This window comes from Streptomyces glaucescens, from assembly GCF_000761215.1.
GTDB lineage: Bacteria > Actinomycetota > Actinomycetes > Streptomycetales > Streptomycetaceae > Streptomyces > Streptomyces glaucescens_B.
On sequence record NZ_CP009438.1, the window covers coordinates 6782047 to 6808257 of the forward strand.

Annotated in this window: 26 protein-coding genes; 13 read left to right on the top strand and 13 right to left on the bottom strand. The window is 74.3% G+C overall.

The features are described 5' to 3' along the window. Positions 1 to 173: 173 nt before the first annotated feature. From SGLAU_RS29325 to SGLAU_RS29350, 6 genes are all read left to right on the top strand, one after another. The gene (locus SGLAU_RS29325) at positions 174 to 821 is read left to right on the top strand and encodes a TetR/AcrR family transcriptional regulator (RefSeq protein WP_043505562.1); all 648 of its coding nucleotides are present in this window, start codon (positions 174 to 176) and stop codon (positions 819 to 821) included. A gap of 204 nt (positions 822 to 1025) precedes the next feature. Then, positions 1026 to 1301: a hypothetical protein gene (locus SGLAU_RS29330; RefSeq protein WP_043505563.1), complete on the top strand. Its 276-nt coding sequence runs from the start codon at positions 1026 to 1028 to the stop codon at positions 1299 to 1301. 274 nt (positions 1302 to 1575) lie between these two features. After that, on the top strand, positions 1576 to 1875 hold the full coding sequence (locus tag SGLAU_RS29335) for a hypothetical protein (protein ID WP_244315279.1): 300 nt from the start codon (positions 1576 to 1578) through the stop codon (positions 1873 to 1875). 125 nt (positions 1876 to 2000) lie between these two features. Beyond that, the gene (locus tag SGLAU_RS29340) at positions 2001 to 2687 is read left to right on the top strand and encodes a transcriptional regulator (protein ID WP_043505564.1); all 687 of its coding nucleotides are present in this window, start codon (positions 2001 to 2003) and stop codon (positions 2685 to 2687) included. Next, positions 2684 to 3664: a threo-3-hydroxy-L-aspartate ammonia-lyase gene (locus SGLAU_RS29345; RefSeq protein WP_043505565.1), complete on the top strand. Its 981-nt coding sequence runs from the start codon at positions 2684 to 2686 to the stop codon at positions 3662 to 3664. Before SGLAU_RS29340 ends, SGLAU_RS29345 begins: the two co-directional genes overlap by 4 nt. A 150-nt stretch (positions 3665 to 3814) precedes the next feature. After that, positions 3815 to 4180, top strand: coding sequence for a cupin domain-containing protein (locus SGLAU_RS29350; protein WP_043505566.1), 366 nt, complete (start codon positions 3815 to 3817; stop codon positions 4178 to 4180). 28 nt (positions 4181 to 4208) lie between these two features. Here SGLAU_RS29350 and SGLAU_RS29355 read toward each other — a convergent pair whose 3' ends face one another. The 8 genes from SGLAU_RS29355 to rhaI form a co-directional block, all read right to left on the bottom strand. Next, complete coding sequence (locus SGLAU_RS29355) at positions 4209 to 5582, bottom strand: VWA domain-containing protein (protein ID WP_043505567.1); 1374 nt, start codon at positions 5580 to 5582, stop codon at positions 4209 to 4211. Then, positions 5579 to 6436 (bottom strand): AAA family ATPase, encoded by an 858-nt coding sequence (locus SGLAU_RS29360; protein WP_043505568.1) that lies wholly within the window; start codon positions 6434 to 6436, stop codon positions 5579 to 5581. The genes SGLAU_RS29355 and SGLAU_RS29360 overlap by 4 nt, the downstream gene beginning before the upstream one ends. Positions 6437 to 6546: 110 nt before the next feature. Beyond that, positions 6547 to 7194, bottom strand: coding sequence for a LutC/YkgG family protein (locus SGLAU_RS29365; RefSeq protein WP_043505569.1), 648 nt, complete (start codon positions 7192 to 7194; stop codon positions 6547 to 6549). Then, a complete protein-coding gene (locus tag SGLAU_RS29370; protein WP_043505571.1) occupies positions 7191 to 8669 on the bottom strand; it encodes a lactate utilization protein B in 1479 nt (492 codons plus the stop codon). Before SGLAU_RS29370 ends, SGLAU_RS29365 begins: the two co-directional genes overlap by 4 nt. After that, a complete protein-coding gene (locus SGLAU_RS29375) occupies positions 8666 to 9421 on the bottom strand; it encodes a (Fe-S)-binding protein (protein ID WP_043505572.1) in 756 nt (251 codons plus the stop codon). The genes SGLAU_RS29370 and SGLAU_RS29375 overlap by 4 nt, the downstream gene beginning before the upstream one ends. A gap of 107 nt (positions 9422 to 9528) precedes the next feature. Beyond that, entirely contained in the window at positions 9529 to 10980 is a 1452-nt protein-coding gene (locus SGLAU_RS29380; protein WP_043505573.1) for a rhamnulokinase, read from the bottom strand. An 8-nt stretch (positions 10981 to 10988) separates the two neighbouring features. Further along, a complete protein-coding gene (locus SGLAU_RS29385; protein WP_043507217.1) occupies positions 10989 to 13028 on the bottom strand; it encodes a bifunctional rhamnulose-1-phosphate aldolase/short-chain dehydrogenase in 2040 nt (679 codons plus the stop codon). A 108-nt stretch (positions 13029 to 13136) separates the two neighbouring features. Next, complete coding sequence (rhaI, locus tag SGLAU_RS29390) at positions 13137 to 14297, bottom strand: L-rhamnose isomerase (RefSeq protein WP_043505575.1); 1161 nt, start codon at positions 14295 to 14297, stop codon at positions 13137 to 13139. Positions 14298 to 14652: 355 nt separating this feature from the next. Between rhaI and SGLAU_RS29395 the strand changes: the two genes are divergently transcribed. The 6 genes from SGLAU_RS29395 (at position 14653) to SGLAU_RS29420 (ending at position 20077) form a co-directional block, all read left to right on the top strand. Continuing rightward, on the top strand, positions 14653 to 14973 hold the full coding sequence (locus SGLAU_RS29395; RefSeq protein ID WP_043505576.1) for an L-rhamnose mutarotase: 321 nt from the start codon (positions 14653 to 14655) through the stop codon (positions 14971 to 14973). A 195-nt stretch (positions 14974 to 15168) separates the two neighbouring features. Then, positions 15169 to 16194: a LacI family DNA-binding transcriptional regulator gene (locus SGLAU_RS29400; RefSeq protein ID WP_043505577.1), complete on the top strand. Its 1026-nt coding sequence runs from the start codon at positions 15169 to 15171 to the stop codon at positions 16192 to 16194. Positions 16195 to 16296: 102 nt separating this feature from the next. Beyond that, the gene (locus SGLAU_RS29405; RefSeq protein ID WP_043505579.1) at positions 16297 to 17598 is read left to right on the top strand and encodes an alpha/beta fold hydrolase; all 1302 of its coding nucleotides are present in this window, start codon (positions 16297 to 16299) and stop codon (positions 17596 to 17598) included. A 22-nt stretch (positions 17599 to 17620) separates the two neighbouring features. Then, the gene (locus SGLAU_RS29410) at positions 17621 to 18361 is read left to right on the top strand and encodes a PIG-L deacetylase family protein (RefSeq protein WP_043505580.1); all 741 of its coding nucleotides are present in this window, start codon (positions 17621 to 17623) and stop codon (positions 18359 to 18361) included. Positions 18362 to 18397: 36 nt separating this feature from the next. Beyond that, positions 18398 to 19228, top strand: a complete 831-nt coding sequence (locus SGLAU_RS29415) for a pentapeptide repeat-containing protein (protein ID WP_043505581.1) — start codon at positions 18398 to 18400, stop codon at positions 19226 to 19228. Positions 19229 to 19339: 111 nt separating this feature from the next. Further along, entirely contained in the window at positions 19340 to 20077 is a 738-nt protein-coding gene (locus SGLAU_RS29420) for a DUF2470 domain-containing protein (protein ID WP_412556251.1), read from the top strand. On the opposite strand, the gene SGLAU_RS29425 is transcribed toward SGLAU_RS29420, so the two are convergent. From SGLAU_RS29425 to SGLAU_RS29435, 3 genes are read right to left on the bottom strand one after another with little or no spacing between them, the layout of a single operon-like run. Next, positions 20045 to 21193, bottom strand: coding sequence for a lactonase family protein (locus SGLAU_RS29425; RefSeq protein ID WP_043505582.1), 1149 nt, complete (start codon positions 21191 to 21193; stop codon positions 20045 to 20047). The two genes, SGLAU_RS29420 and SGLAU_RS29425, sit on opposite strands and share 33 nt — an antisense overlap. 57 nt (positions 21194 to 21250) lie before the next feature. Further along, positions 21251 to 22504 carry an FUSC family protein gene (locus SGLAU_RS29430; protein WP_043505583.1) on the bottom strand — a complete coding sequence of 418 codons (1254 nt, stop codon included), beginning with the start codon at positions 22502 to 22504 and terminating at the stop codon, positions 21251 to 21253. 53 nt (positions 22505 to 22557) lie between these two features. After that, entirely contained in the window at positions 22558 to 23052 is a 495-nt protein-coding gene (locus tag SGLAU_RS29435; protein WP_043505585.1) for an FBP domain-containing protein, read from the bottom strand. Positions 23053 to 23382: 330 nt separating this feature from the next. Between SGLAU_RS29435 and SGLAU_RS29440 the strand changes: the two genes are divergently transcribed. After that, a complete protein-coding gene (locus SGLAU_RS29440; protein WP_043505586.1) occupies positions 23383 to 24672 on the top strand; it encodes an ROK family transcriptional regulator in 1290 nt (429 codons plus the stop codon). 31 nt (positions 24673 to 24703) lie between these two features. Here the strand turns inward: SGLAU_RS29440 and SGLAU_RS29445 are convergent, their stop codons facing one another. Further along, positions 24704 to 25051 (bottom strand): hypothetical protein, encoded by a 348-nt coding sequence (locus tag SGLAU_RS29445; protein ID WP_412556252.1) that lies wholly within the window; start codon positions 25049 to 25051, stop codon positions 24704 to 24706. Then, positions 25048 to 26076 carry an SDR family oxidoreductase gene (locus SGLAU_RS29450; protein WP_043505587.1) on the bottom strand — a complete coding sequence of 343 codons (1029 nt, stop codon included), beginning with the start codon at positions 26074 to 26076 and terminating at the stop codon, positions 25048 to 25050. The genes SGLAU_RS29445 and SGLAU_RS29450 overlap by 4 nt, the downstream gene beginning before the upstream one ends. Between the last annotated feature and the right edge of the window lie 135 nt (positions 26077 to 26211).

The window sequence follows — 26211 nt, forward strand, 5'->3', positions numbered from 1 at the left end:
GGCGCACCAAGGGGGTGCCACGCGGTGTGCCGGGCTCCGGGCGCCCGGCACCTCTCGCTGGTCCGGCCGGAGCGGCGGGACGCCGCCTGGCCGCCGGCGCGGCCGTGAGGGGTGCGGCGCGTGGCAAGATGACCTGCCGTCCCGTCGTCCCAGCGAGTCCGTGAGGTTGTGCCGTGGTCTCCAAGTCCGTGGCCCGCGAGCCCGTGCGGCGCAACGCGCGGTCCAACCGGGCCCGCATCCTTGCCGCCGCCCGGCAGGAGCTGGGCCGGAACCCCGAGGTGACGCTGGAGGAGATCGCGCGGGCCGCCGGCGTGGTGCGCCGCACCCTCTTCGGGCACTTCCCGGGGCGTGCCGCCCTCGTCGAGGCGCTGGCCGAGGAGGCCTCCGCCGCCCTGCGGGACGCGGTGGCGAGCCGGCCGGACGTGACGGAGCCGCCCGAGAACGCGCTCGCCCGGCTCGTCCTCGCGATCTGGCCCGTGGGCGACCGCTACCGGCTGCTGCTGGCGCTCGCCCGCCAGGACCTCGGCCCCGAGCGGGTGTCCGAGGTGCTGTCCCCGGCCCGCGCCGAGGCCGCGGCGATCCTGGAGCGGGGGCAGGACGCGGGGGCCTTCCACGCGCAGCTCCCGCCGGCCGTGCTCAACGCGGGCCTGGAGGCGCTGATCCTCTCCCTGCTGGAGAGCGTCAACGCGGGCGCCTGGGAGGACGACGGCTCGGGCACCGCGGTCGCCACCCTGATCGCGGCGGGGGTGCCGCAGGACCGGGCGACCGGCATCGCGGAAGCGGTCGCCGCCGAGGTGCGGGCGGCTGCCGCCGGCGGGTGAACGGCGCTCTCACGGTTCCGCGCCGGACCGTCGGACTGCTGCCGCTGCCGCTGCCGCTGCCGGGCTGCCGGGCTGCCGGACCGCCGCGCCGCCGTGGCGGCCGGGTCCGGGGCCGGGCCCGGTGGTGTCCGCCGACGGCCGTGTCGGAGGCGTGTGGTGGGATGTCCGGACCGAGATCGGTTGATCGAGCAGGGGGACTTTGTGATGACCGAGTATCCGTCGCTGACCCGCGCACTGGCCGAGGCGCTGGTCGACGTCCTGTGGTTCGTCGAAGGCTGTGAGGACGAGCAGATGGACCCGGACGACGCCGTCAAGGTCCTGGAAGGCGCCGCGCACGTCATGGGCGGGCTCTCCGCCGATCAGCGGGGCGAACTGCTCGACCTTCTGGGCGAGATGGCGGAGGAGGAGACGGATCCGGACCGGCGGGACTTCCTCGAGGACTTCCCGGAGGGGTTCGGTCTCGTGGACGACCCGGCCTGACCGGCGCCGCGCCGGAGCCGCCACCGAGGCTTCCCTCGATGGCGGCCCCGGCCGTGACCACCGCGGCGCCCCTCGTCGCTTCTCGCCTGTCGCCTGGCGCCCGTTGTCCGTCACTCGTCGCCCGTCGCCCGTGGCCCGTCGTACGTTGAGACGACCAGCGCCTCTTATGAGTTGTTGCGGCATTCGGGGGACCGTCGGGCCGCACCGCAACCGTGACGGCGGGTCGCGCGACCTCAACGGGCAGACAGACAGCCCCGAGTGAGGGAGAACCGCGGTGCACACCCACAGCGACACACTCGTCCCGGCCGCCGACGTCCCGCCCGTCCGCGACCCGTACGGCCTCGCCGGACCCGATCGCCGCGACGGGGACTACCTGCTCGCGCCCCCGGACCCGGCCGCCCGCGTGGGCGGCCCGCTCGGCCCCGCGGACCGGCGCCGCCTGGACCTGCACGCCGCTCTCACGATCCGAGGCATCGCGCCCCGCCCCGGGGACCAGTTCGCCGTGAACGCCATCGGCTCCCTGGGTGACGCCGTGACCGCCGCGGTGCTGCGGTGGATCGCGTACGACGGCTGACCGGGCCTGCCCGACGGCTGCCGCCTCCTGTCCGGGAGCTCCCGGAAGACCCTTGCCGGGACGCCCCACCCTTCGTTTAGACTCGGAGTCCAGACATTGGATTCTCAGTCCAGAGGGGAGGGTGTGTGGCCGCGCAGGACCTGGATGCCGAGCGGGACGCGATCATCGGCGCGCTCGGACCGGTCGTCGACGGACTGGTGGCGACCTTCGGCCCGCTGTGCGAGGTGGTGCTCCACGACTACCGGCGGCCGGAGAAGTCGGTGGTCGCCGTGGCCGGTTCGGTGACCGGGCGGGCCGTGGGCGGGGCGATGAGTGAGATCGGCATGCGGGTCCTCGCCCGCGGTGACGAGGCCGCCGACGAGTTGAACTACCTCACCCGCACCCGCTCAGGCGATCTGGTCAAGTCGTCCACCATGGTGCTGCGGGACTCCACGGGCGCCGTCTTCGGCGCCCTGTGCGTCAACCTCGACGTCACCGCCGTCCACCGGACCCACGCCCTGCTCGGCGAGCTCGCCGGCCTCGGAACGGATCCCGCGCGGACGCCGGTCACCACCTTCGGCAACGACATCGACTCCGTCGTGGACGTCATCCTCGACACCCACCGGCTGCTGCGGCACCACAACTGGGCCGGCCTGGACCGCGAGCGCCGCCTGGAGCTGTTCCGCAGCCTCGACGAGCAGGGCGTCTTCGCGGTGCGCCGCGCGGTCGAGCAGGTCGCCGCCCGACTCGGCATCTCCCGCGCCTCCGCCTACAGCTATCTCTCCCAGGCCAGAGCCACGGCCGACCCGACGTCCCAGGGAGGACACTCGTGACGATCGCCCCCGACCCGGTCACGCTCGACGACGTCCGCGCGGCCGCCGCGCGGCTCAAGGGGGTCGCCCACCGCACCCCGGTGCTGCGCTCCCGGACCCTGGACGCCCTCGTCGGCGCGGAGACCCTGCTGAAGTGCGAGAACTTCCAGCGGGTCGGCGCGTTCAAGTTCCGCGGCGCCTACAACGCGATCTCCCGGCTGACGCCGGAGCAACTGGCCCGGGGCGTCGCGGCGTACTCGTCCGGGAACCACGCGCAGGCCGTCGCCCTCGCCGCCCGCGAACTGGGCACCACCGCGGTCATCGTCATGCCCGAGGACGCGCCCGCCTCCAAGCGGGAGGCGACCGCGGGGTACGGCGCCGAGATCGTCAGCTACGACCGCTACACCGGAGACCGGGTCGCCATCGCGGAGGCGCTGGCCACCGAGCGAGGGCTCACCGTCATCCCGCCCTACGAGCATCCGCACATCATCGCGGGCCAGGGCACCGCGGCACTGGAACTGCTGGAGGAGGCCGGCGAGCTGGACGCCCTCCTCGCCCCGGTGGGAGGCGGCGGGCTGATCGCGGGCAGCGCGACCGCGGCGAAGGGCCTGCGGCCCGGGATCCGGATCATCGGTGTCGAGCCGGAGGCCGGGGACGACACCAAGCGGTCCCTGGAAGCCGGCCGGCGGATCAGCATCCCGGTGCCGCGCACCATCGCCGACGGCCAGGCCCTGCACACACCGGGCGAACTGACCTTCTCCGTCAACCGGCGGCTGGTCGACGAGATCGTCCTGGTGAGCGACGACGAGATCAAGGCGGCGATGCGGTTCGCCTTCGAGCGGCTGAAGATCGTGGTCGAGCCCAGCGGCGCCACCCCGCTCGCCGCGCTGCTCTCCGGCCGCGTCACGGACCTGCCGCACCGCGTGGGCCTGATCGTCTCCGGGGGCAACATCGACACCGCCCGGTTCGCGCGGCTCACCGGGGGCGGCACGGACTGACGGCGGCCCGGCCCCCGGATGGCGGCGCCCAACCCCCCGTCGCACGATGGACGCAAAGGGGTCCGGCCGCCGCCGGTGCCGCCTGCGCCGCGGACGAGACGGGGACCGGCCCCCGGGCCGTGGCGGACGCGGCCGGAAGGGAGGAGCGTCATGCTGGAGATGAAGACGCTCGACAGGCCGGACGAGCGGCGGGACTTCCCGCACGGACACCTGGAAGCCGTGCACCTGGCGGGGTGCGACTTCGCCGTGGCGACCTTCGAGCCGGGCTGGCGCTGGTCCCAGGACGTGGGACCGATCGCGGGCACCGAGAGCTGCCAGATGAACCACAACGGCTATGTGGTGCAGGGCCACCTGCACATCCGGATGGACGACGGCTCGGAGGCCGACGTCGGCCCGGGCGAGGTCTTCGTCTGCTCGCCCGGACACGACGCCTGGGTGGTCGGCGACGAAGCCTGTGTCGCCTACGACTTCGAGGGCCAGACGGCCAAGGAGTACGCCAAGGGCAAGGAGGGCTGACCCGGTACCGTCCTCGGACCGGGGCGCCTCACACTGGCAGCAGCCGGCTGATCAGACCGCCGAGCTGGTGAGCGGTGCGGCACTCGTGCATCGCCACCAGCCCGGCGTAATCCGCAGCCGCCGAGTCCCCGGTGCCCCACTGCGTGCGCGGCTCCGGGTTGAGCCAGTACACCCTGCGGGCCCGCCCGGCGATCCACCGCAGTGCCGCGAGGTTCGGATCGGCCATGTTGGTCCGCGCGTCCCCCAGGACGAACACCGTCGTACGCGGACCCACCGCGTCTCCGTACCGCTCCGTGAACTCGCCCAGTGCCGCGCCGTAGTCGCTGCTGCCGTGCCAGCCGGTGAGGGTCGCCCCGGCGCGGATCCGCGCGCCGAGCCCGCCGGGGTCGGCCGCGCCGCGCTCCAGCAGCCCGGTCACCTCGTCGACCCGGTTGACGAAGGCGAACACCCGCACCTTCGAGAACTGGTCGTGCAGTGCCTGCACCAGCAGCATGGTGAAGTCGGAGAACCCGGACACCGAGCCCGACACATCGCACAGCAGCACCAGTTCCGGCCGCACCGGACGACGCCGGCGCAGCACGGGCCGGATCGGCACGCCGCCGGTCGACAGCGAGCCGCGCAGGGTCCGCCGCAGATCGATGCTGCCCCGCGCTGCCCGCCGGCGCCGGGCGGCGAGCCGGGTCGCCAGCTTGCGGGCGAGCGGCCGTACCGTGCGGCGCAGTTCGGCGAGCCGGTCCTGCCCCGCGTACAGGAAGTCGATCCGGTCGGCGGTCGGTGCCACCGCCCGCCGGGCGATCTCGTCGCGCCCGCGCCGTTCGGCGACCCGGCGCCGCGCCTCCGCGGCGACCTGCCCGCGGAAGACCTCGATGCGCCGCCGGATCTCGTCGTCCAGCAGCCGGCCGGCGAACCCGGAGCCGCCGTCACCGGCCCGCATCGTGTCCCGGACCCGGGCGAGCAGGGTCTGCGGGCGGAGCCGGTCGAGGGTCTGGTGCGCCGACCAGCCGTCCGAGCCGGACGAACCGCCGTATCCGCCGAAGCCCTCGACCGCCTCCGCCGCCAGTCGCTCCAGCAGGGCGACATCGCCGGCGGCGAGCGCCGCCGCGATGCGGTCGCGCAACTCGTCCCGGTCGGCCGGGCCGTCCCCGTCGCCCTTCTCCGGCCCGCCGACGGCACGCGGGAAGTACAGGTCGAAGACCGGGTCGAACACCCGGCGCTGGTCCGCGGTGTGCAGCAGGGTGGCGGCCAGCCCTTCCCGCAGCAGCTCCCGGTCGGCGAACCCCAGCGCCTCGGCCGCCCGGGCCGCGTCCACCGTCTCCCCGGTGCCGATCCGCACCCCGTGCCCGCGCAGCGCGGCCACCAAGCCGGTCAGCCGGGCCGCGGCACCCCCGGCCGCCGCCGTCACACCGCGTCCAGGTCGAGCTTGGCGGCCGCCTTGAGGACGTCGTCCTGGTGCTTGAGCACCACGCCGAGGGTGTCGCGCACGACGGTCTCGTCGAGGGTGTGCGCGCCGAGCGCGAGCAGGGTGCGGGCCCAGTCGATGGTCTCGGCGACCGAGGGCACCTTCCGCAGGTCCATCGCCCGCAGCGCCCCCACCACGCGTACGACGGACTGCGCGAGCACCGCGTCGATCCCCGGCACCTTCAGCCGGACGATCCGCCGCTCCAGCTCCTCCTCGGGGAAGCCGATGTGCAGGAAGAGACAGCGGCGGCGCAGCGCCTCGGACAGCTCCCGGGAGGCGTTGGAGGTGAGGACGACGAAGGGACGGCGGGTCGCGGTGATCGTGCCCAGTTCGGGGACGGTGACCTGGAAGTCGCTGAGCACCTCCAGCAGCAGGCCCTCCACCTCGACGTCCGCCTTGTCGGTCTCGTCGATCAGCAGCACCTTCGGGTCGTCGCCGCGGATCGCGGTGAGCAGCGGGCGCGGCAGCAGGAACTCCTCGGCGAAGATGTCCGTGCGGGCCTCGTCCCAGGTCTCGCCGCGTCCGGCGCTGATCCGCAGCAGCTGCTTGGCGTGGTTCCACTCGTACAGCGCCCGCGACTCGTCGACGCCCTCGTAGCACTGCAGCCGCACCAGCCGTGCCCCAGCGACCTGGGCCACCGCCTTGGCCAGCTCCGTCTTGCCCACCCCGGCGGGCCCTTCCACGAGCAGGGGCTTGCCCAGGCGGTCGGCGAGGAAGACGGTGGTGGCGACCGCGGGCGAGGCCAGGTAGCCGGTCCCGGCGAGGCGGGCGGAGACATCGTCGACGGAAGTGAACACCAGGGCCTCCAGAGCGGCGTCGATGACCGGCTCCCTATCTAAGCGCTTGTTCACCGCCGGTGTCACTCCCCGCCGTTCCGCCGCCCGGCGCACGGGCGTGGCGGGGGCGCCTACCGCCCGCTCACCAGGACCACCTCCATGGTGCGCGGCCCGTGCACGCCCTCCACCCGGTCCAGCTCGATGTCGCTGGTCGCCGACGGGCCGGAGATCCACGTCGACGGGCGGGCCGGGTCGAGCCGTGAAAGGGCCTGCGGAACGGACGACACCACCTGGTCCGGGACGCGCACCACACAGATGTGGTGGTCCGGCACGAGGGTGATCCGGCGACGCCCCTGGCCGGGCCCGCCGTCCAGGACGATCGTGCCGGTCTCGGCGATCGCCACGGCGCACGCCGTGACCACGCTGTCCACCCGGTCCAGCTCGTGGGGATCCGCTTCCGGGCGGTCCGGGACCCGCTCGGCCGCGGCCGCGGCGAGCCAGCCCTGGTCCAGGCCGGGCGGCACCAGCACCGTCCGCGCGCCCCGCGCGGACAGCAACCCGGCGATCAGCGACGGGAGTTCGCCCGCCGCGCACCGGTGCACGAGTGCCCGGTAGTCCGCGAGGTTCCCGGCGAGCAGGTCCACCGTCTCGTCGACGGTGCGCCCGCCGTGCTCGCGCAGGTAGTCACGGACGACCGCCTCCTCGTAGGGGGTGTCGTCGCCCGGCACGTCCGCCAGCGCGCGCCGCACCCGGCCCAGGATCCGTTCCCTGCTGCTCACTTCCCACCGGCCTCTCCACCGTGCGTACGCTGCCACCAGTCGCGGAACGGCTCCGGCGGCACCGGCGGCAGCTCCCGCGTCTCGCTCCACGCCCGGCCGGGCCCCGGCAGGGTGCGCGGGTGGAAGCGCCGGGTGCGGGACGCCAGCCGCTGGCCGGTGCGCAGCGCGCCGGGACGGCCGAACGCCCAGCGCGCCGCCCGCATCGCCGCCCGCTCGGCGGCGTGGCCCTTCGCGGGCCGCAGCACCACCTTGTTGCCCGCCCGGGTGACCGGGCCGCCCTGGACGACGCGCTCGCGCAGGTGCACCAGCACCTCGGGGATGTCGATGGCGACCGGGCACACCTCGTAGCAGGCGCCGCACAGCGACGACGCGTACGGCAGCGAGGCGTCGATCTCGCTGCCGGTGCCGCGCAGTTGGGGGCTGAGGATGGCGCCGATCGGGCCGGGGTAGACCGAGCCGTAGGCGTGCCCGCCGGCCCGCTCGTACACCGGGCACACGTTCAGGCAGGCCGAGCAGCGGATGCAGCGCAGGGCCTGGCGGCCGACCTCGTCGGCGAGGGTGTCGGTGCGGCCGTTGTCGAGCAGGACCAGGTGGAAGGTGCTCGGCCCGTCCCCGTCCGTGGTGCCGGTCCACATCGACGTGTACGGGTTCATCCGCTCGGCCGTCGAGGAGCGGGGGAGGGTCTGCAGGAACACCTCCAGGTCCCGCCAGGCCGGCACGACCTTCTCGATGCCGACCACCGAGATCAGCGTCTCCGGCAGGGTCAGGCACATCCGCCCGTTGCCCTCGGACTCCACCACCACGAGCGTGCCGGTCTCGGCGACCATGAAGTTGGCGCCGGAGATGCCGACCTTGGCGCGCAGGAACTTCTCCCGCAGGTGCAGGCGGGCCGCCTCGGCGAGTTCGGCGGGACCGTCGGTCAGGTCCTCCGGGGCGGGGCGGCCCCACGCGGCCATCTCGGCACGGAAGAGGTCGCGGATCTCGCCGCGGTTGCGGTGGATCGCCGGAACCAGGATGTGCGACGGGCGGTCGTCGCCCAGCTGCACGATCAGTTCGGCGAGGTCGGTCTCGTAGGCGCGGACGCCCGCCGCCTCCAGGGCCTCGTTCAGCCCGATCTCCTGGGTGGCCATCGACTTGACCTTGACGACCTCCGTCTCCCCGGTCGCCCTGACCAGTGAGGTGACGATCCGGTTGGCCTCCTCGGCGTCCGCCGCCCAGTGCACCACGCCCCCGGCGGCGGTGACCGACTCCTCCAGCCGCTCCAGATAGGTGTCGAGGTGGCGCAGCGTGTGGTCCTTGATCCGCTTCCCGGCCTCGCGCAGCTCGGCCCAGTCCTCGACCTCGGCGACGGCCCTGGCCCGCTTCGCGCGGATCGTGTGGGTGGCGTGGCGCAGGTTGCCGCGCAGGGTGGGGTTGCGCACCGCCGCCCGCGCCGCCGCGGGGAAGGCCGGCATGCCCAGATACGTTCCGCTCACGCCAGGGGCTCCTCTTCCGTGCTCGCCAGGATCTCCGCGATGTGCACCGGGCGCATGCCCGACCGCAGCCGGGCCATGGTTCCGCCGATGTGCATCAGGCAGGAGTTGTCGGCCGCGCACAGCACCCCGGCGCCGGTCGACTCCGCGTTGCGGACCTTGTCGGCGCCCATCGCCGCGGACACGTCGGGGTTCTTCAGCGCGAACGTGCCGCCGAAGCCGCAGCACTCCTGCGCGCCCGGCAGCTCCACCAGCTCCAGTCCCCGCACCGCCTCCAGCAGCCGCCGCGGCCGGTCGCCGAGGCCCAGTCCGCGCAGTCCGTGACAGGTCGGGTGGTAGGTCACCGTGTGCGGGTAGTACGCGCCGACGTCCGTCACCCCGAGCACGTCCACCAGGAACTCCGTCAGCTCGTACGTCTTCGGCACCACCGGTGCCAGCGTCGCGGCCAGCGACTTCCCCCGGCCCTCCGCACGGGCCCGCTCGCCCATCCGCGGATACAGCTCCCGCACCATCGCCCCGCACGATCCGGACGGCGTCACGATCGCCTCGTACCCTCCGAAGACGCCGGCGAAGTGCCGTGCCAGCGGCTCCGCCTCGTGCCGGTAGCCGGTGTTGTAGTGGGCCTGCCCGCAGCAGGTCTGCGCCATCGGGAAGTCGACCTCCACGCCCAGCCTGGTCAGCAGCTTCACCACGGCGCGTCCGGTGTCCGGATAGAGCGTGTCGTTGACACAGGTCAGGAACAGAGCGACACGCATCGCGGCTCCTCGGGGTCGGTCGTCGGATCAAGGGCAGGGTAGTGCGGGGGCGGCGGGGGAGGGCGGGAGGTCCGGCCCGGCACGTCGACGGCCGGACCCCACGGCGGTCAGCGCGCGGCGAGCCGCTCCTGGGCCGCCCGCCAGCGGGCGGTGCCGCCGCGCGGCTCGTAGCGGGTGAGCGGCTGGGTACGGGTGAGCAGCCGGCGCATGTCGGCGCGGTCGCCGACGAGTCCGTGGGCGCGTGCCTGCACCAGAACGTTGCCGAAGGCCGCCGCCTCGGTCGGGCCGGCCACCACCGGCAGCCCGCAGGCGTCGGCGGTGAGCTGGCACAGCAGCGCGTTGCGCACCCCGCCGCCGACCACGTGGACGACGTCGGCGCTCGTTCCGGCGAGCCGCTGCGCGTCCTCGACCGCCCGCCGGTGGGCGAGCGCGAGGGAGTCGAGGATGCACCGGGTGGTCTCCGCGGGCGTGCGCGGCACCGGCTGCCCCGACGCGCGGCACGCCTCCGCGATCCGCTCCGGCATCCGCCCGGGCGCCAGGAACGCCGGGTCCCCCGCGTCGACGACGGACCGCAGCGCCGGCCCGACGGCCGCCGCCCGCAGCAGCTCGCCCAGGTCCGGCTCGCCCCACGCCCGCACGCACTCCTGGAGCAGCCACAGGCCCATGATGTTCCGCAGGTAGCGGACCGTGCCGTCCAGTCCCAGCTCGTTGGTGAAGTTGGCGGCGCGGCTCTCCTCGGTCAGCACGGGCGCGGTCAGCTCCAGACCGGCGAGCGACCAGGTGCCGGTGCAGATGTACGCGAACCGCTCCCCGTCCGCCGGTACCGCCGCCACCGCGGAGGCGGTGTCGTGCGAGCCGACCGCGGTGACCGGAACCGGACCGGTCAGACCGGTCTCCTCCAGCACCTCGCCGCGCAGCACGCCCGCCGGGTCCCCGGGCCGGCGCAGCGGCGCGAACAGGCTCAGGTCGATGCCGAGCCGCGCCGCCACGTCGTACGACCAGTCCCCGGTGCGCGGGTCGACGAGCTGGGTCGTGGAGGCGTTGGTCAGTTCGGTGCCCTGCTCGCCGGTGAGCCAGTACGCCATCAGGTCCGGGATCAGCAACAGCCGCTTGGCGTGCGCGAACTGCGCGCGGGAGCGGGCGGCGGTGAGCTGGTACAGCGTGTTGAACGGCACGTACTGCAATCCGGTCGCCGCGTACAGCTCCGCGGCGGGCACGGCCGCCCACACCGCCTCCGCGATGCCCTCGGTCCGGGCGTCCCGGTAGTGCACCGGGTTGCCGAGCAGCGCCCCGTCCGCGTCCAGCAGGCCGTAGTCCACGGCCCAGCTGTCGACGCCCACGGAGTCCAGCCGGCCGCCGGTGGCGGCACCCGCCGCGCGCAGCCCGTCGAGGACCGCCGAGTACAGCGCCAGCACGTCCCAGCGCAGCCCCTCCGGCAGCCGCACGGGCCGGTTGGGGAAACGGTGCGCCTCGGTCAGCTCCAGTTCGTGCCGGCCGACGCGGCCGACCATGACGCGCCCGCCGGACGCGCCGAGGTCGACCGCGGCGTACGACTTCATGTGCGCGCTCACCGCAGGAACGCGGCGGCGACGCCCGCGTCGACCGGGACGTGCAGACCGGTGGTGTGGGTGAGGTCCCCGCCGGTCAGCGCGAACACGGCGTTCGCCACGTGCTCCGGCAGCACCTCCCGTTTCAGCAGCGTCCGCTGGGCGTAGAACTCGCCCAGCTTCTCCTCCGGCACCCCGTACACGGCCGCGCGCCGGGCGCCCCAGCCGCCCGCGAAGATGCCCGAACCGCGCACCACCCCGTCCGGGTTGACCCCGTTGACGCGGATGCCGTGCTCGCCCAGCTCGGCGGCGAGCAGCCGCACCTGGTGCGCCTGGTCGGCCTTGGTGGCGGAGTAGGCGATGTTGTTGGGGCCCGCGAACACGGCGTTCTTGCTGGCGATGTAGACGATGTCGCCGCCCAGCCCCTGCGCGGTCATCACCCGGGCCGCCTCCCGCGAGACCAGGAAGGAGCCACGGGCCATGATGGCGTGCTGGAGGTCCCAGTCCTGCGCGGAGGTCTCCAGCAGCGGCTTGGAGATGGAGATGCCGGCGTTGTTGACGACGAGGTCCACCCCGCCGAAGGCCAGCACCGCCGCGCGGAACGCCTCGGCGATCTGCTCCTCGCGGGTCACGTCGACGGTCACGGCGACCGCCTTGTCCGGTCCGCCCAGCTCCGCCGCGACCGCCGCCGCGTTGTCCGCGTCCAGGTCGGCGACGACGACGCACGCCCCCTCGGCGACCAGCCGGTGCGCGATCGCCCGGCCGATCCCGCTGCCCGCGCCGGTCACCAGCGCCACCCGGGTGGCCAGCGCCTTCGGCTTCGGCATCCGCCGGAGCTTGGCCTCCTCCAGCGCCCAGTACTCGATCCGGAACTTCTCCGGCTCCTCGATCGGCGCGTACGCCGACACCGCCTCGGCGCCGCGCATCACGTTGACGGCGTTGACGTAGAACTCGCCCGCCACCCGGGCGGTCTGCTTGTCCTTGCCGAAGCTGAACATGCCGACGCCCGGGACCAGCACGATCGCCGGGTCCGCGCCGCGCATGGCGGGGGAGCCGGGGCCGGCGTGCCGCTCGTAGTAGGCGGCGTACTCCTCGCGGTAGGCCGCGTGCAGCTCCCGCAGTCGCGCGATCGCCTCGTCCAGCGGGGCCGTCGGCGGCACGTCGAGGACCAGCGGCCGCACCTTGGTCCGCAGGAAGTGGTCGGGGCAGGAGGTGCCGAGCGCGGCGAGCCGCGGATGCTCGGCCCGCGCCAGGAAGTCCAGCACGACGTCACTGTCGTCGAAGTGCCCGACCTGCGGCCGGTCCTGGGAGGCGACGGCCCGCACGTACGGTGCCAGCGCCGCCGCCCGCCTGCGCCGTTCCGTCCCGGCGAGCGGCTCGTAGCCCTCGATCACGGGCCCGAACGGCTCGGCCTTGCCCCGCTCGGCGAGGAACCGCTCGGCGGTGCGGATGATGTACAGGGAGTTGCGCTCGCACTCCTCGGCGGTGTCACCCCACGCGGTGATCCCGTGCCCGCCCAGGATGCACCCGACGGCCCGCGGGTTCGCCTCCTTCACCGCGGCGATGTCCAGGCCGAGCTGGAATCCGGGCCGCCGCCAGGGCACCCACGCCACGCGGTCCCCGAAACACTCGGCGGTCAGCCGTTCCCCGTCGGCGGCGCAGGCGAGCGCGATCCCGGAGTCCGGGTGCAGGTGGTCGACGTGCGCGGCGTCGAGGAGCCCGTGCATGGCGGTGTCGATCGAGGGCGCCGCCCCGCCCCTGCCGTGCAGGCAGTAGTCGAACGCGGCGACCATCTCGTCCTCGCGCTCCACCCCCGGATACACGCCGGCCAGCGCCCGCAGCCGGTCCAGCCGCAGCACGGCGAGCCCCGCCTCGGTGAGCGTGCCGAGATCGCCCCCGGACCCCTTCACCCACATCAGCTCCACCTCACCCCCCGTCACGGGATCGGTGCCGACGCCCTTCGCGGAGGCGTTGCCGCCGGCGTAGTTGGTGTTCCGGGGATCGGATCCGAGCCGGTGCGACCGGGCGAGCAGAGCGGCGGCTTCGGGATGCGGTGCCATGTCCATCGGTTCCTTCGAGGAGAGGGTGCGTACAGGAAAGGGCGCGGGGGACCGCGCGATGGGCCGCACACGGTCCGCGGCCCGCGGAACGAGGAGCCCGGCGGACGCTCATGCCCCCCAGCCGGCCTGCCGGCCGCCGACCCGCTCCGCGGCGATCCGCTCGGCCCAACCGGAGGCCCGGTACGCGGCCATCGGGTCCTCGGCGAGTCCCATCTCCGACCGCACCTCCCGCAGCAACGGCCGCACATCGGTGTGGTAGGCGTCCATGAGCACCGCGTTGGCCTCCAGCACGTCACCGGCCCGCTGGGCCGCGGCGAGCGCGTCACGGTCGACGAGCAGTGCCTTCGCCGTCGCCTCCTGCACGTTCATCACCGACCGGATGATCGCCGGGATCTTCGCCTCGATGTTGTGGCACTGGTCGAGCATGAACGCCACGTCGGGAGTGAATCCGCCGCCGCGGATCACCTCGCACATGATCCGGAACAGCTGGAACGGGTCCGCCGCCCCCACCATGAGGTCGTCGTCGGCGTAGAACCGCGAGTTGAAGTCGAACCCGCCGAGCTTTCCCTCGCGCAGCAGCGTGGCCACGATGAACTCGATGTTCGTGCCCGGTGCGTGGTGCCCGGTGTCGACCACGACCTGTGCCTTCGGGCCCAGCTTCAGGCAGTGGGCGTACGCGGTGCCCCAGTCCGGGACGTCCGTCGTGTAGAACGCCGGCTCGAAGAGCTTGTACTCCAGCAGCATCCGCTGCCCCTCGCCCAGCCGCTCGTAGACCTCCGCGAGCCCCTCGGCGAGCCGGTCCTGGCGGGCGCGGATGTCGTCCTGGCCGGGGTAGTTGGTGCCGTCGGCGAACCACAGCTTCAGCAGGGCGGAGCCGGTGGCGTCCATGATGTCGACGCACTCCAGCAGGTGGCGGACGGCCTTGCGGCGCACCGCGGCGTCGGGGTGGCAGATGCTGCCCAGCCTGTAGTCGTCGTCCTGGAAGGTGTTGGAGTTGACGGCGCCCAGTCGCAGGCCGCGTTCCTCGGCGTGCTCGGCGAGCGCCGCGTAGTCGTCGACCTTGTCCCACGGGATGTGCAGGGCGACGGTCGGCGCGATGCCGGTGTACTCGTGCACCTTCGCCGCGTCGTCCAGTTTCTCGCGCGGATCGCGGGGCACGCCCGCCTGCGCGAACACCTTGAAGCGGGTCCCGGAGTTCCCGTACGCCCATGACGGCGTCTCGACGGCCTGGGTCTTCAGCGCGGCTTTCACCGCGGCGAGATCGGTCACTGCTGGGCTCCTACCGATTCAATGAAACGATTCAGAACGGCAAGCTATGAGCCACCCGAAGGGGTGTCAAGCAGTCGGACCGGCCCGGTTCCCCGCGGCCCCGCGCCGGTCTCCGCTTCTCGAAAACCTTTCGACGAGCGGCCATTGACGGGACGTGGCTGCCCCGCCTAACGTCCCGGCAGCCTGGTTGAAACCTTTCACCCAGTGCCGCGTCATCGAGGAGCTGAACATGAGCCACCCGCCCGGCCCGGGGCCGGTCCCCGTGCAGGCGCTCCGGCGCGCCCCACCTGTTCCCTGGCCGGCGACACCGGCGACACCCGTCCCGCATCCCCTCACCCGCCGGGAGGAGCACCTCATGCAGCGCGTCTGTTTCCTGCTCAAGGTCCGCCAGGACAAGATCGCCGAGTACCGCGAACGCCACGCCGCCGTGTGGCCCGAGATGCTCGACGCGCTCTCGGCCACCGGCTGGCACAACTACACGCTCTTCCTGCGCGACGACGGCCTGCTGGTCGGCTACCTGGAGACCGAGGACTTCGAGGCCGCCCTCGCCGGGATGGAGGCCACGGACGTCAACGCCCGCTGGCAGGCGGAGATGGCCCCCTACTTCGCATCCCTCGACGGCGCCCGGCCCGACGAGGCCATGAAGCCGCTCACCGAGGTCTTCCACCTCGCCTGACGAAGAGGCGCCCGGGCGCGCACGCGCCCCGCCGCCACCACCTCGGCACCCGGGCGGTCCGTCGCGGCGCCCCGCCGCCGGCGCTGGGCGCCGCGGGCCCCCTCCCGCCCGGGTGACCGGGGCCGCTCCGGGACGGCAGGGCGGTAATGTGAAGGCCCTCCCGCCGCCCCTCGTCTTCCTGGAGGTCCCTGCCTGATGGCCCAGCCGGTGGGTATCAAGGACGTCGCCCGCGCCGCCGGAGTCTCCGTGGGAACGGTGTCGAACGTCATCAACCGCCCGGACACGGTCGCCACCGAGACCCGTGCGCGCGTGCTGTCCGCGATCGACCGGCTCGGTTACGTCCGCAGCGAGTCCGCGCGCCAGTTGCGCGCGGGCCGCAGCCGGATCATGGGACTGCTCGTGCTCGACATGGGCAACCCCTTCTTCGTCGACGTCGCGCGCGGTGCCGAGCGCGCCGCCCGCGCGGCCGGACTCGGCGTCATGGTCTGCAACAGCGCCCAGGACCCGGGCGAGGAGGCCGAGTACCTGTCGCTCTTCGCCGAGCAGCGGGTGCGGGGCGTTTTGCTCACCCCGGCCGACGCCACCGGGCGGAACATCGCCGCCTTCCGCCGGCACGGCATCCCCTTCGTGCTGGTCGACCGGGTCGCCGAGGGCACCACCGAGTGCTCGGTCTCCGTCGACGACGTGGCGGGCGGCGCGCTCGCCGTGCGGCACCTCGTCGACGCCGGGCACCGGGCCATCGCCTACGTCAGCGGACCGCCCGGCCTCAACCAGGTGCGCGACCGCCGCACCGGAGCACTGGGCGCGCTGGCCGAGGCGGGCCTCGGCCCCACGGCCCTGCGGGAGCTGCCCACCGAACGGCTCGACGTCGCGGCGGGCCGGGACGCCGGCGCCCGCCTGCTCGGCCTCGCCGACCGGCCGACCGCCGTGTTCTGCGCCAACGACCTGCTCGCCCTCGGCGTGCTCCAGGCCATGTACGCGGCCGGCGTCGGCGTCCCCGACGACCTCGCCATCGTCGGCTACGACGACATCGAGTTCGCCGCCGCCGCGGCCGTCCCGCTCACCTCGGTCCGGCAGCCCGCCGTCACCATCGGCGCCCTCGCCGCCGAACTGCTGCTGGAGGAGACCGAGTCGGACACCGCCCGCCACCCCCACGAACACCGCCGGGTCGTCCTCCGGCCGGAACTCGTGGTCCGCCGCTCCAGCCTGGCGGGCCGCTGAACGGCGTTCAGCAGCCGTCGGTGATCCCCGGCCCCGCCGGCCGGCCGGGCATGTGCTGGACTGGGACGCGATCCGCACCCGCCGCCCGCACCGGGAGACCCGTTGAGCGCCAGTTACCGCCAGCCCGGCGTCGTCCTCACCGACCGCCGCTTCACCGTTCCCCTCGACCACGCCGACCCGGCGGGAGAGACGATCGAGCTGTACGCGCGCGAGGTCGTCGCCGGTGACAAGGCCCATCAGGAGCTGCCCTGGCTGCTGTACCTCCAGGGCGGCCCGGGCTTCGGCGCCCACCGGTTCGTCGGCCGGCAGGCCTGGCTCGGCCGTGCCCTGCAGGAGTTCCGCGTCCTGCTGCTCGACCAGCGGGGCACCGGCCACTCCACCCCCGCCGGCCGGCAGACCCTCCCGCTGCGCGGCGGGCCCGCCGCGCAGGCCGCGTACCTGGCGCACTTCCGTGCGGACTCGATCGTGCGGGACTGCGAGCTGGTGCGCCGCGAGGTGACCGGCGGCGCCCCCTGGACCGTCCTCGGCCAGAGCTTCGGCGGCTTCTGCACGGTGAACTACCTGTCCACCGCCCCCGAGGGCCTCACCGCCGCCCTCATCGCCGGCGGGCTGCCCTCCCTGGACGCCCACGCCGACGACGTCTACCGCGCCGCCTACCCGCGCATCGAACGCAAGGTCACCGCGCACTACGCCCGCTACCCGCAGGACGTCGAGCGGGCCCGCCGGATCGCCGGCCACCTGCTGGACCACGACGTGGTCCTGCCGAACGGCTACCGGCTGACCGTCGAGGCCTTCCAGTCCCTCGGCATCCTCCTCGGCGGCGGCGAGGGCAGCCACCGCCTCCACTTCCTGCTGGAAGAGGCCTTCGTGCGCACCCCGCACGGCCCGGAGCTCTCCGACGCCTTCCAGGAGGAGGCGCAGGCCCTCCTGTCGTACGCCGGGCACCCCCTGTACGCCCTCGTCCACGAGGCGATCTACGGCCAGGGCGAGCGCCCCACCGCCTGGGCCGCCGAGCGGGTCCGCGCCGAGTTCCCGCAGTTCGACGCCGCCAAGGCACTCGCGGGTGACGGGCCGCTGCTGTTCACCGGTGAGTGCGTTTACCCCTGGATGTTCGAGACCGACCCGGCGCTGCGGCCGCTGCGCGAGACCGCCGGACTCCTCGCCGCCCGCACCGGCTGGCCGCGCCTGTACGACCCGGCCCGCCTCGCCGCCAACGAGGTCCCCGTCGCCGCGGCCGTCTACCACGACGACATGTACGTCGACACCGCCCACTCCCTGGAGACGGCCCGCGCCATCCGCGGCCTGCGCACCTGGGTGACCGACGAGTTCGAGCACGACGGCATCCGGGCGGGCGGCCCGCGCGTCCTGGACCGGCTGCTGGCGCTGGCCCGGGACGAGGCGTGAGCGACGGCGCTACGCTGCGGTCATGACCGAGCCGACCGGACTACGGCCCCTGCCCGAGGACTGGCACCGCGCCCTCGCGGTCGTCGCGCACCCGGACGACCTCGAGTACGGCTGCTCCGCGGCCGTCGCCCAGTGGACCGGGGCCGGCCGCGAGGTGGCGTACGTCCTGGCCACCCGCGGCGAGGCGGGCATCGACACGCTGCACCCCGCGGACGCGGCGCCGCTGCGCGAGCGGGAGCAGCGGGCCGGCGCGGCGGTCGTCGGGGTGTCGGTGGTGGAGTTCCTGGACCACCGGGACGGAGTCGTCGAGTACGGCACCGCGCTGCGCCGGGACATCGCCGCCGCGATCCGCCGGCACCGCCCCGAGCTGGTGATCACCCTCAACCACCGGGACACCTGGGGCGGCGTCGCCTGGAACACCCCGGACCACGTCGCGGTCGGCCGCGCCACCCTGGACGCAGCCGCCGACGCCGGGAACCGCTGGATCTTCCCCGAACTGGCCGAGCGGGGACTGGAGCCGTGGGACGGGGTGCGCTGGGTCGCCGTGGCCGGTTCGCCCACCCCCACCCACGCCGTGGCCGCGACCGAGGCGGGCCTGGAGGCGGCGGTGCGCTCACTGCTGGAGCACCGTGCGTACATCGAGGCCCTGACCGACCAGGACCCGGAGAGCTACGTCCGGGAGTTCCTGACCGCGGCCACGGGAGCGGCGGGGGAGCGGTTCGGCGGGCGGCCGGCGGTGGCGTTCGAGCTGTTCCCCCGCTGACCGGGGGCCGGGCGCCCGCCGATTAGGCTGGAGGGCATGCGTGATCACCGAGGCGACCTGACCGAGCTGCGCGGCGACTGCGGCAACTGTTTCGGGCTGTGCTGTGTCGCTCTGCCCTTCGCCGCCTCGGCGGACTTCGCCCTGGACAAGCCGGCCGGCAGGCCCTGCCCCAACCTCCGGGGCGACCACCGGTGCGGCATCCACGAGCGCCTGCGCGGCACGGGCTTCACCGGCTGCACGGTCTACGACTGCTTCGGCGCGGGCCAGAAGGTCTCGCAGGTCGTCTTCGGCGGCGAGGACTGGCGGGGCGGCTCGCCGGAGCACTCCCGCCGGATGTTCGACGTCTTCCCGGTCGTCCGCCAGCTGCACGAGCTGCTCTGGTATCTCACCGAGGCGCTGACCCTGCCCGCCGCCCGTCCGCTCCGCGCGGAGCTGGACCGCGCCCGGGAGCGCACCGAGGCGCTGACCCGGCGTACCGCCGAGGAGATCGCGGCGCTGGACGTCGCCGCCCACCGGCAGGAGGTCAACGTCCTGCTGCTGCGGACCAGCGAGCTGGCCCGGGCGGGCGTGCGCGGGCGGAAGAAGGACCGCCGGGGCGCGGATCTGATGGGTGCCCGGCTCAAGGGCGCCGATCTGCGCGGCGCGAACCTGCGTGGCGCCTGGCTGATCGCCGCCGACCTCACCGGCGCGGACCTGCGGGGCGCGGACCTGATCGGCGCGGACCTGCGGGACGCCGATCTCACCGACGCCGATCTGACCGGCGCCTTCTTCCTGACCCAGCCCCAGGTGAACGCCGCCCGCGGCGGGCCGGGCACCCGGCTGCCGGGGTCGGTCACGCGCCCGGCGCACTGGACCGGGGTGAGCTGAGCGCCTCCCGCGCGCACACCCCGCGCGTGCTCCGGAATTCGCCGGACGTGGTTGGCGTACACCCCGAACTCCGATAGGTTAGGTGAGCCTTACCTAATGAGGAGGACTCGGATGGGTGACGGGATGGCAGGCGGTCAGGTCTGGGCGGCCACGCCCGCCGCGGCGGAACGGGCCCGGTCGGTGGCGGCCGCCGCCTGGTCGTGCGCGGTGGCCACGGAAGGTGTCCGCGAGGAGCTGATCGGCGCGCACACCGTGACCGAGGACGGCAGGATCGTCCTGCGCGTGCCCGACGACAGCGCCCTGCTCGCCGCCGCCATCTGCGCGCCGCGCGGCGAGCCGTCCGCCGTCCTGGAGTTCGCCGACGTGGCGCCCGTCCCGCTGCGCGACCGGATCCGCGCCCGGCTCTGGCTCTCCGGCTGGTTCACCGTCGAGCAGGGCGGTCTCGCCCTCCACCCCAGCCGTGTGGTGCTGCACAAGCCCGCCGGCGCGGAGGTGATCGGCGTCGACGAGTTCGCCGCCGCCACTCCCGACCCGCTGGCCACGGCCGAGGCGCGGCTGCTGACCCACCTCGCCGGCGCCCACCCCGACGCCGTCGAACGGCTCACCCGGCTGGTCGAGCCGGGCAGCCTGCACGGCGCCCTGCGGGTCCAGCCGCTCGCGGTCGACCGGCACGGGCTCACCCTGCGCATCGAGCGCCGCCGCACCCACGGCGACGTCCGCCTGGCCTTCCACCGGCCCGCCGACGACGTCGCACAGCTCACCGAGCGGATGCACGTGCTGCTCTCCCAGGCGAGCACGGCCGGCTGCCCACGCGCCCTACAGCGGCAGCGCGCAGACGGCGACGGGTGAGGCGAACGGCTCGCCCGCGAGCCGCAGCGCGCCGCCGGCGCGGTCCACGCGGAAGACACTGACGGTGCCGGAGCGCTGGTTCGCCGCGAACAGCAGCCGCCCGTCCGGGGAGAAGGCGATGTGCCGGGGGAAGTCCCCGGCCACCGGCACCGTCCCCAGCAGGCGCAGCCGGGCACCGTCCTGCTCCACCGCGTACCGGGCGAGGCTGTTGTGCCCCCGGTTGGCGAGGAACGCGTACCGTCCGTCCCCGGTCACCAGGATCTGGGCCGGGTAGTTGGTGACCCCGCCCCCGGCCGCCCCCGTGGACTGGGGCTCCCCGATGTCGAGACGCCCGCTGCCGGGATCGTAGGCGCAGACCGCGACCGTGTCGTCCCCCTCGTTGGCGAGGTAGGCGTACCGGCCGCCGGGATGGAAGGTGAGATGCCGCGGGCCGGCGCCGGGGCGGGTGCGGGCCCGGGCGACCTCCGTCAGCGTGCCGCGGCGCTCGTCCAGCCGGTAGGTGTGGACGGTGTCCGTGCCCAGGTCCACGGCGAGGACGTGCCGGCCGTCCGGAGCGGTGAGGATCTGGTGGGCGTGCGGATCACGGCCCGGGTGCGCGACCAGGTCGATGCGCTCGCCGAGCGCCCCGGAGCGGTCGACCGGGTGCACGGCCACGCTGCCCGAGGCGTAGTCGGCGCTGAACAGCCAGCGGCCGTCCGGGTGCACGGACAGGTGGCAGGGGCCCGCGCCGCCGGTGCTCCGGCTGCCCAGGACCCTTCGGTCGGCGAGCCGTACCGCGCTCACCGCGCCGTCGGCCCGCTCGCTCACCGCGTACAGCGTCCGCCCGTCCGGATGGACCGCGAGGTACGACGGGTCGGCCACGCCCGCGAGCGTCCCCGCCCCGGTGATCCGGCCCGTCACCGGGTCGTACGAGGCCACGCCGATGCCGCTGCCGCCGCCCTCGGCGGAGGTGTAGGTGCCCAGGTACAGCGGGCGGGGACCGGACGGCCCGCGCGAGGCCCCGCCCGGGCTGCCCGGCCGCCGCTCGGGGGGCGCGGACCGCCGCGGGGTGCCACAGGCGGACGCCGCCGGCAGCGCCGCGCACAGCCCCAGGAAACCCCGCCTGCTCCAGCCCATCGCCACCCGCCTCGGTCGTCGCCGGTCGTCGTCCCGTCGTCCCGTCGTGCGAGACTCTCACGCCGTACGGCGGGCCGCGCCCAGCCGGTCCCGCAGCCGGCGCCGGGTGATGCGCGCCCGGTCCCGTATCCGGGTCAGCCACGGACGGCGTTCGCGCTGCTCGCGGGTGCTGCGGTCCAGTTCCTCCAGCAGCCGGCGGGAGCGGTGCTCGATGTCCAGCTCGTCGATGATCCGGTTGCACTCGGCCAGCACCGCACCGTGCAGCTGCCACTGGCGGGGGTCGCGGCGCACCTCGTCCAGCAGCATCTGGGCCAGTTTGTCGCGGGTGGCCGCCGCCGTGTCGAGCTGCGCGGCCAGCCGTTCCTCGGCCGACTCGGCGTTGCTGCTGACGTGGGTGGTGACCAGCACCGCGAAGCTGACGATCGCGTCCGCGATCTCGGACAGCAGCTGTTCCACCACAGCGCCGGTCTGCGGCTCGAACAGCGGTTCCGGTTCACGTTCCTTCGCCAGGTCGGTCAGCGAGCGGGTGATCACCCGCAGCACGACCATGCAGATCTCCAGGGTGTCCAGACCGGTGCGCAGCACGATCCGGTGCAGCAGGCCCTCCCGCACCCGGGGATTGAGCCGCAGACTGTCCTCTGCCTGCCGCAGCGCCGCGTCCACCTGCACGATGTCGTGGTCCAGCCGACGCGCCTCGTGCAGCCGCTCGGCGGCCCGCTCCGCCGGGGTGCGGCCCGCCGCCTCCTCGCCGGCCCGCAGCATGAGCTGCCGCATCCGGCGGGCCAGCCCCTCGATCGACTCGCCGGCCTCGCCCACCCACACCGGTGGCGGCAGCAGCAGGTTGCAGCCCATGCCGACGACCGCGCCGATCAGCGTCTCCAGTACGCGCGCCCACGCGTAGTCCCCGACGGCGGTGACGCCGAGGACCAGCATCGCGCTGATCGCCACCTCGGCCACGTACTCGTCGACCCGCACCAGGTGGCCCACCGCCAGTGACACCATGATCACCAGTGCGAGACTCCACCACGTCAGACCCACCAGCAGGCTGAACGCGATGGCGACCAGCACCCCGGCCACCACCGCGTTCACCCGGCGGATGCCGTTGGTGAGTGTGGCGTACAGGGTGACTTGGACGACCAGCAGGGCGGTCAGCGGCGCGGTGAGCGGGGCCGCCTCGGGACTCAGGTGCAGGGCCACGACGTAGGCGACGGTCGCGGCGAACGTCGATCGCAGGGCCTGCACCACCACGGGTTCACGACGTCGCTTCACCCAGCGTGCGACAGGTTCCGGCCACTCACGTACATCTCGCATCACTTGCGCTGTTCCCCGTCACCGCGGACGTCGAACGTCCCTCGGAGAACCGTTCAGCTGTACAGCCTGTTCAGGAAGGCGAAGAGGTTGTCCCTGGTGCGGGCGATCTGCTCCTCCAGCGTCAGGCTCTCCTCGAAGCGGGCGCCGCTCTCCGGCACTTTCTTGCCACGCACGTACAGGGAGCAGGCGAGGTCGGTGCACATGTACAGGCCGACCGAGTTGCCCTCCCGGCCCGCCGCGCCCGCCTTGCGCCCGGTCATCAGCGAGACGCCGCCGCGCGGGTGGGCGGTCAGGCACAGGGTGCACAGGCTGCGCTGGAGGAAGCCGCGCTGCGGGGGCGGGAAGCGCAGGCTCACGCCGATCAGCCGGCCGTCCCGCTCGGCGACCAGATAGCTGCGGTCGGGTGCCCCGCCGTCCCGCCAGCCCAGGAAGTCGAGGTCGTCCCAGGGGCGTTCGGCGAGGTCCCGGGGGAGTGGCAGGCGTTTCGCCTCGCCCTTGGAGCAGTTGACGAAGGAACCGCGAATGTCGCTCTCGGTCAGCGGTCGCACGGGGGGTCTCCTGAAGTTCACCGAAGCCGAAACCTAGGGGGTCTAGGTTTCGCGCGATCCAGCGTAGCCAGCGGATGCGTGTGAGTGCCATCGATTTACGGTGCCCTCGGGTGACGCCGGCTTCCCGCCCGCCGGGGGCGCGGGGCACCCGGTGGGCGGGAAGGCGTTCCGGGAGGCGTACCGGGAGACGTTCCGTACGCTGTACCGCGAGCGCGCCGTGTGCACGGCGGGCCCGCCGGCTGCTGGATCACCCCGCTTCGCTCATCCCATTAATTAAGTGGGTGAGTAATATCGGGTGAGCAGGCCGGACCAGGGTTGGGGAGGAGCCACATGGCGGGGCGGAACGGGCGCACGGTACGCGACCTCAGACGGGCCAACCGGACGGCCGTGCTGCAACGGCTGTACTTCGACGGGCCGCTCAGCCGGTTCGAGCTGGGCCCGGCCACCGGGCTCAGCTCCGGCTCCGTCAGCAACGTGGTCGCCGACCTGGTCGCCGACGGCCTGGTCGAGGAGGCCGGCAGCGTCGACTCCGACGGCGGCCGGCCCCGCACCCTGCTGCGGGTGGCGCCCGGCAGCGGCCACATGATCGGCGTCGACGTCGGCGAGACCCGGGTGCGGATCGAGCTGTTCGACCTCACCCTCACCGAACTCGCCCGCGCCGAACGCCCCCTCGGCCAGCGGCGCTACGACGTCGACGTCATCGTGGGCCACATCCGGGACGGCGTCGCGGAGGTCACCGCGACCGCCGGCGTCGATCCGGGGCGGCTGCTCGGCGTGGGCGTCGGCGTCCCCGGCATCGTCGAGCACACCCCGGACCGGGGAGCCGTGGTGCACGGCCAGACCATCGGCTGGGACGCCGTCCCGCTGGAGGAACTGCTGCGCACCGGCTCCCGCCTCCCGGACACCGTCCGGTGGTTCATCGACAACGGCGCCCGCACCCTCGGCCAGGCCGAGATGTGGTTCGGCGGCGGCCGGGGCGCCCGCAACGCGGTCGTCGTCCTCTTCGGCTCCGGCGTCGGCGCCTGCCTGGTCACCCCCGAGGTGGAGCACGGCCGGGCCGTCGAATGGGGGCACCTGACCGTGCGGGTCCGCGGCCGCCGCTGCCGCTGCGGCGCGCTCGGCTGCCTGGAGGCGTACGCGGGCGCCGAGTCGCTGCTGGAGCGCTGGTGGGAGGAGGGCGGCCGGCCGCCGGCCGACACCGACGAGGAGACCGCGCTCACCGCGATGCTCGCCGCCGCCTACCCGGCCGACGGCGGCACCGCCGACCCCGCCGCGCTCGCCGTCCTGGAGGAGACCGCCGAGTACCTGGGCGCGGGCCTGTCCGACCTGATCAACCTCTTCCAGCCCGAGCGGATCCTCATCGGCGGCTGGGCCGGGCTCCAGCTCGGCGCCGGCTTCCTGCCCGCCGTGCGCCGGCACGCGGCGGCCTACGCCCTGCGGCACCCGGCCGAGCAGGTCACCATCGACCTCGGGCGGCTCGGGCCCGACGCGGTGACCGTCGGCGCGGCGATCCTGCCGCTCGCCGACTTCTTCGCCCGCGGCGGGCGCCGCCCCGAGACCGCGCCGGAAGGCCCCGCGCCGGCCTGGCGGACCGTGCTGGAGGAGCGCGCGCCCCGCTGAGCCCGTGCGGCGGCCGCGGCGGGATCCCGGCTCAGCCCGTCGACTCCTCCGGTGCCGCGTCCGGGGCGTCCGCGCCTTCGGGCGGTGGCGCGTCCCGCCTCCCGGTGCCCGCCTCGTCGGTGTCCGGGACGTCGGTGTCCGGGACGTCGGCACTCCCGCCGTCCTCCTCGCCCCCGGCGTCGTCCGCCGCCCCCGGCCCCGCGGGTCCCGTGGGCACGTCCCACGGGTCCTCGCCCTCGCGGGTCTGCTGGTCCGGCAGATCGCGCGGTACGGGGTCCGCGCCGCGGCCGGGCTCTTCCTCCCGGTGCTCGTCCACGTCGTGCTCCTTCCAGTCCTTCGGTTCGCTGCCGGCCGGCGGTCGCGGCGCGGCGGCGGTCATCCCACCTTGCGGCCGTGCAACGGCGCCGTGTCCGCGCCGGCCCCCTGCTGGAGGCCCTCAAGGAACTCCTCCAGCACCTCGGTGGCCGAGCGGCTCGGCTGCCAGTCCAGTTCGGTGCGCGCCCGGGAGGAGTCCATCAGCGGCAGCCTGAGGACCGCGTCGAACAGATGCGGGGAGGCCGGCAGCAGCCGCAGCCCCCACGCCGCGGCGATCGCCGACCGGGCCGCGGTCCGCGACAGCCGTACGGGCCGGCTGTTCAGCATCCCGCCCAGCAGCTGCGCGTCCACCGGCGGATCGGCGGCCAGGTTGAACGGGCCCCGGACGTCCGTGTGCAGCGCCAGCCGGTACGCCTCCGCCGCGTCGTCGGTGTGCAGTGCCTGCACCCGCAGCCCCGGGATGTCCGGCAGGAACGGCAGCAGTTCGGGGCGGGCCAGCGGACCCGGCAGGAACCGGCCGCCGAAGATGCGGCGTTGCTCGCTCGCCGACTCCCGTTTGAACAGGAACGCCGGACGCATCCGCACCACGCGGATCTCGGGGTGCTCCCGCTCGAAGGTGTCGAGGGTGCGTTCCAGATAGGCCTTCTCCCGGCAGTACGCGGCGTCCGGCCAGCCGTGCGTCGGCCATGACTCGTCCACCATGCGGTCCTTGGGACCGGGCGAGTAGGCGCCGACCGAGGAGGCGTGCACCAGTGTCCGCACCCCGGCCGCCGCGGCCGCCTCGAACACCCGGATGCTGCCCAGGACGTTGGTCCGCCAGGTGCGTGCCGGGTCATGGGTCGGCTGGAAGGCCCAGGCGAGGTGGATCACCGCGTCGGCGCCCTGGAACCGGCCCGTCAGGTCCGTCCGGTCCGAGGCCAGGTCCGCCGCGGTCCATTCCGTCTTCGGGGGCGTCCATCCGGGGATCCGCCGGGCCAGCCCCAGCACGGACCCGATCTGCGGATCCTCCGACAACAGGCGCACCACACTGGTGCCCACGTTGCCGGTGGCCCCCGTGACCACGACCCTGCTGCCCGGTGTACTGCTCACTGTCGGCTCCTCTCGGCCATAGCCTCGCGGGAGGGCCGAGTACCCGGACAAGACAGGAAAAAGCCCCGACCGGACGGGGGAATCACGGTCGGGGCGGTCCAGGGGTGTGGGCGCGTACGGCGGTCGCCTCTCGGC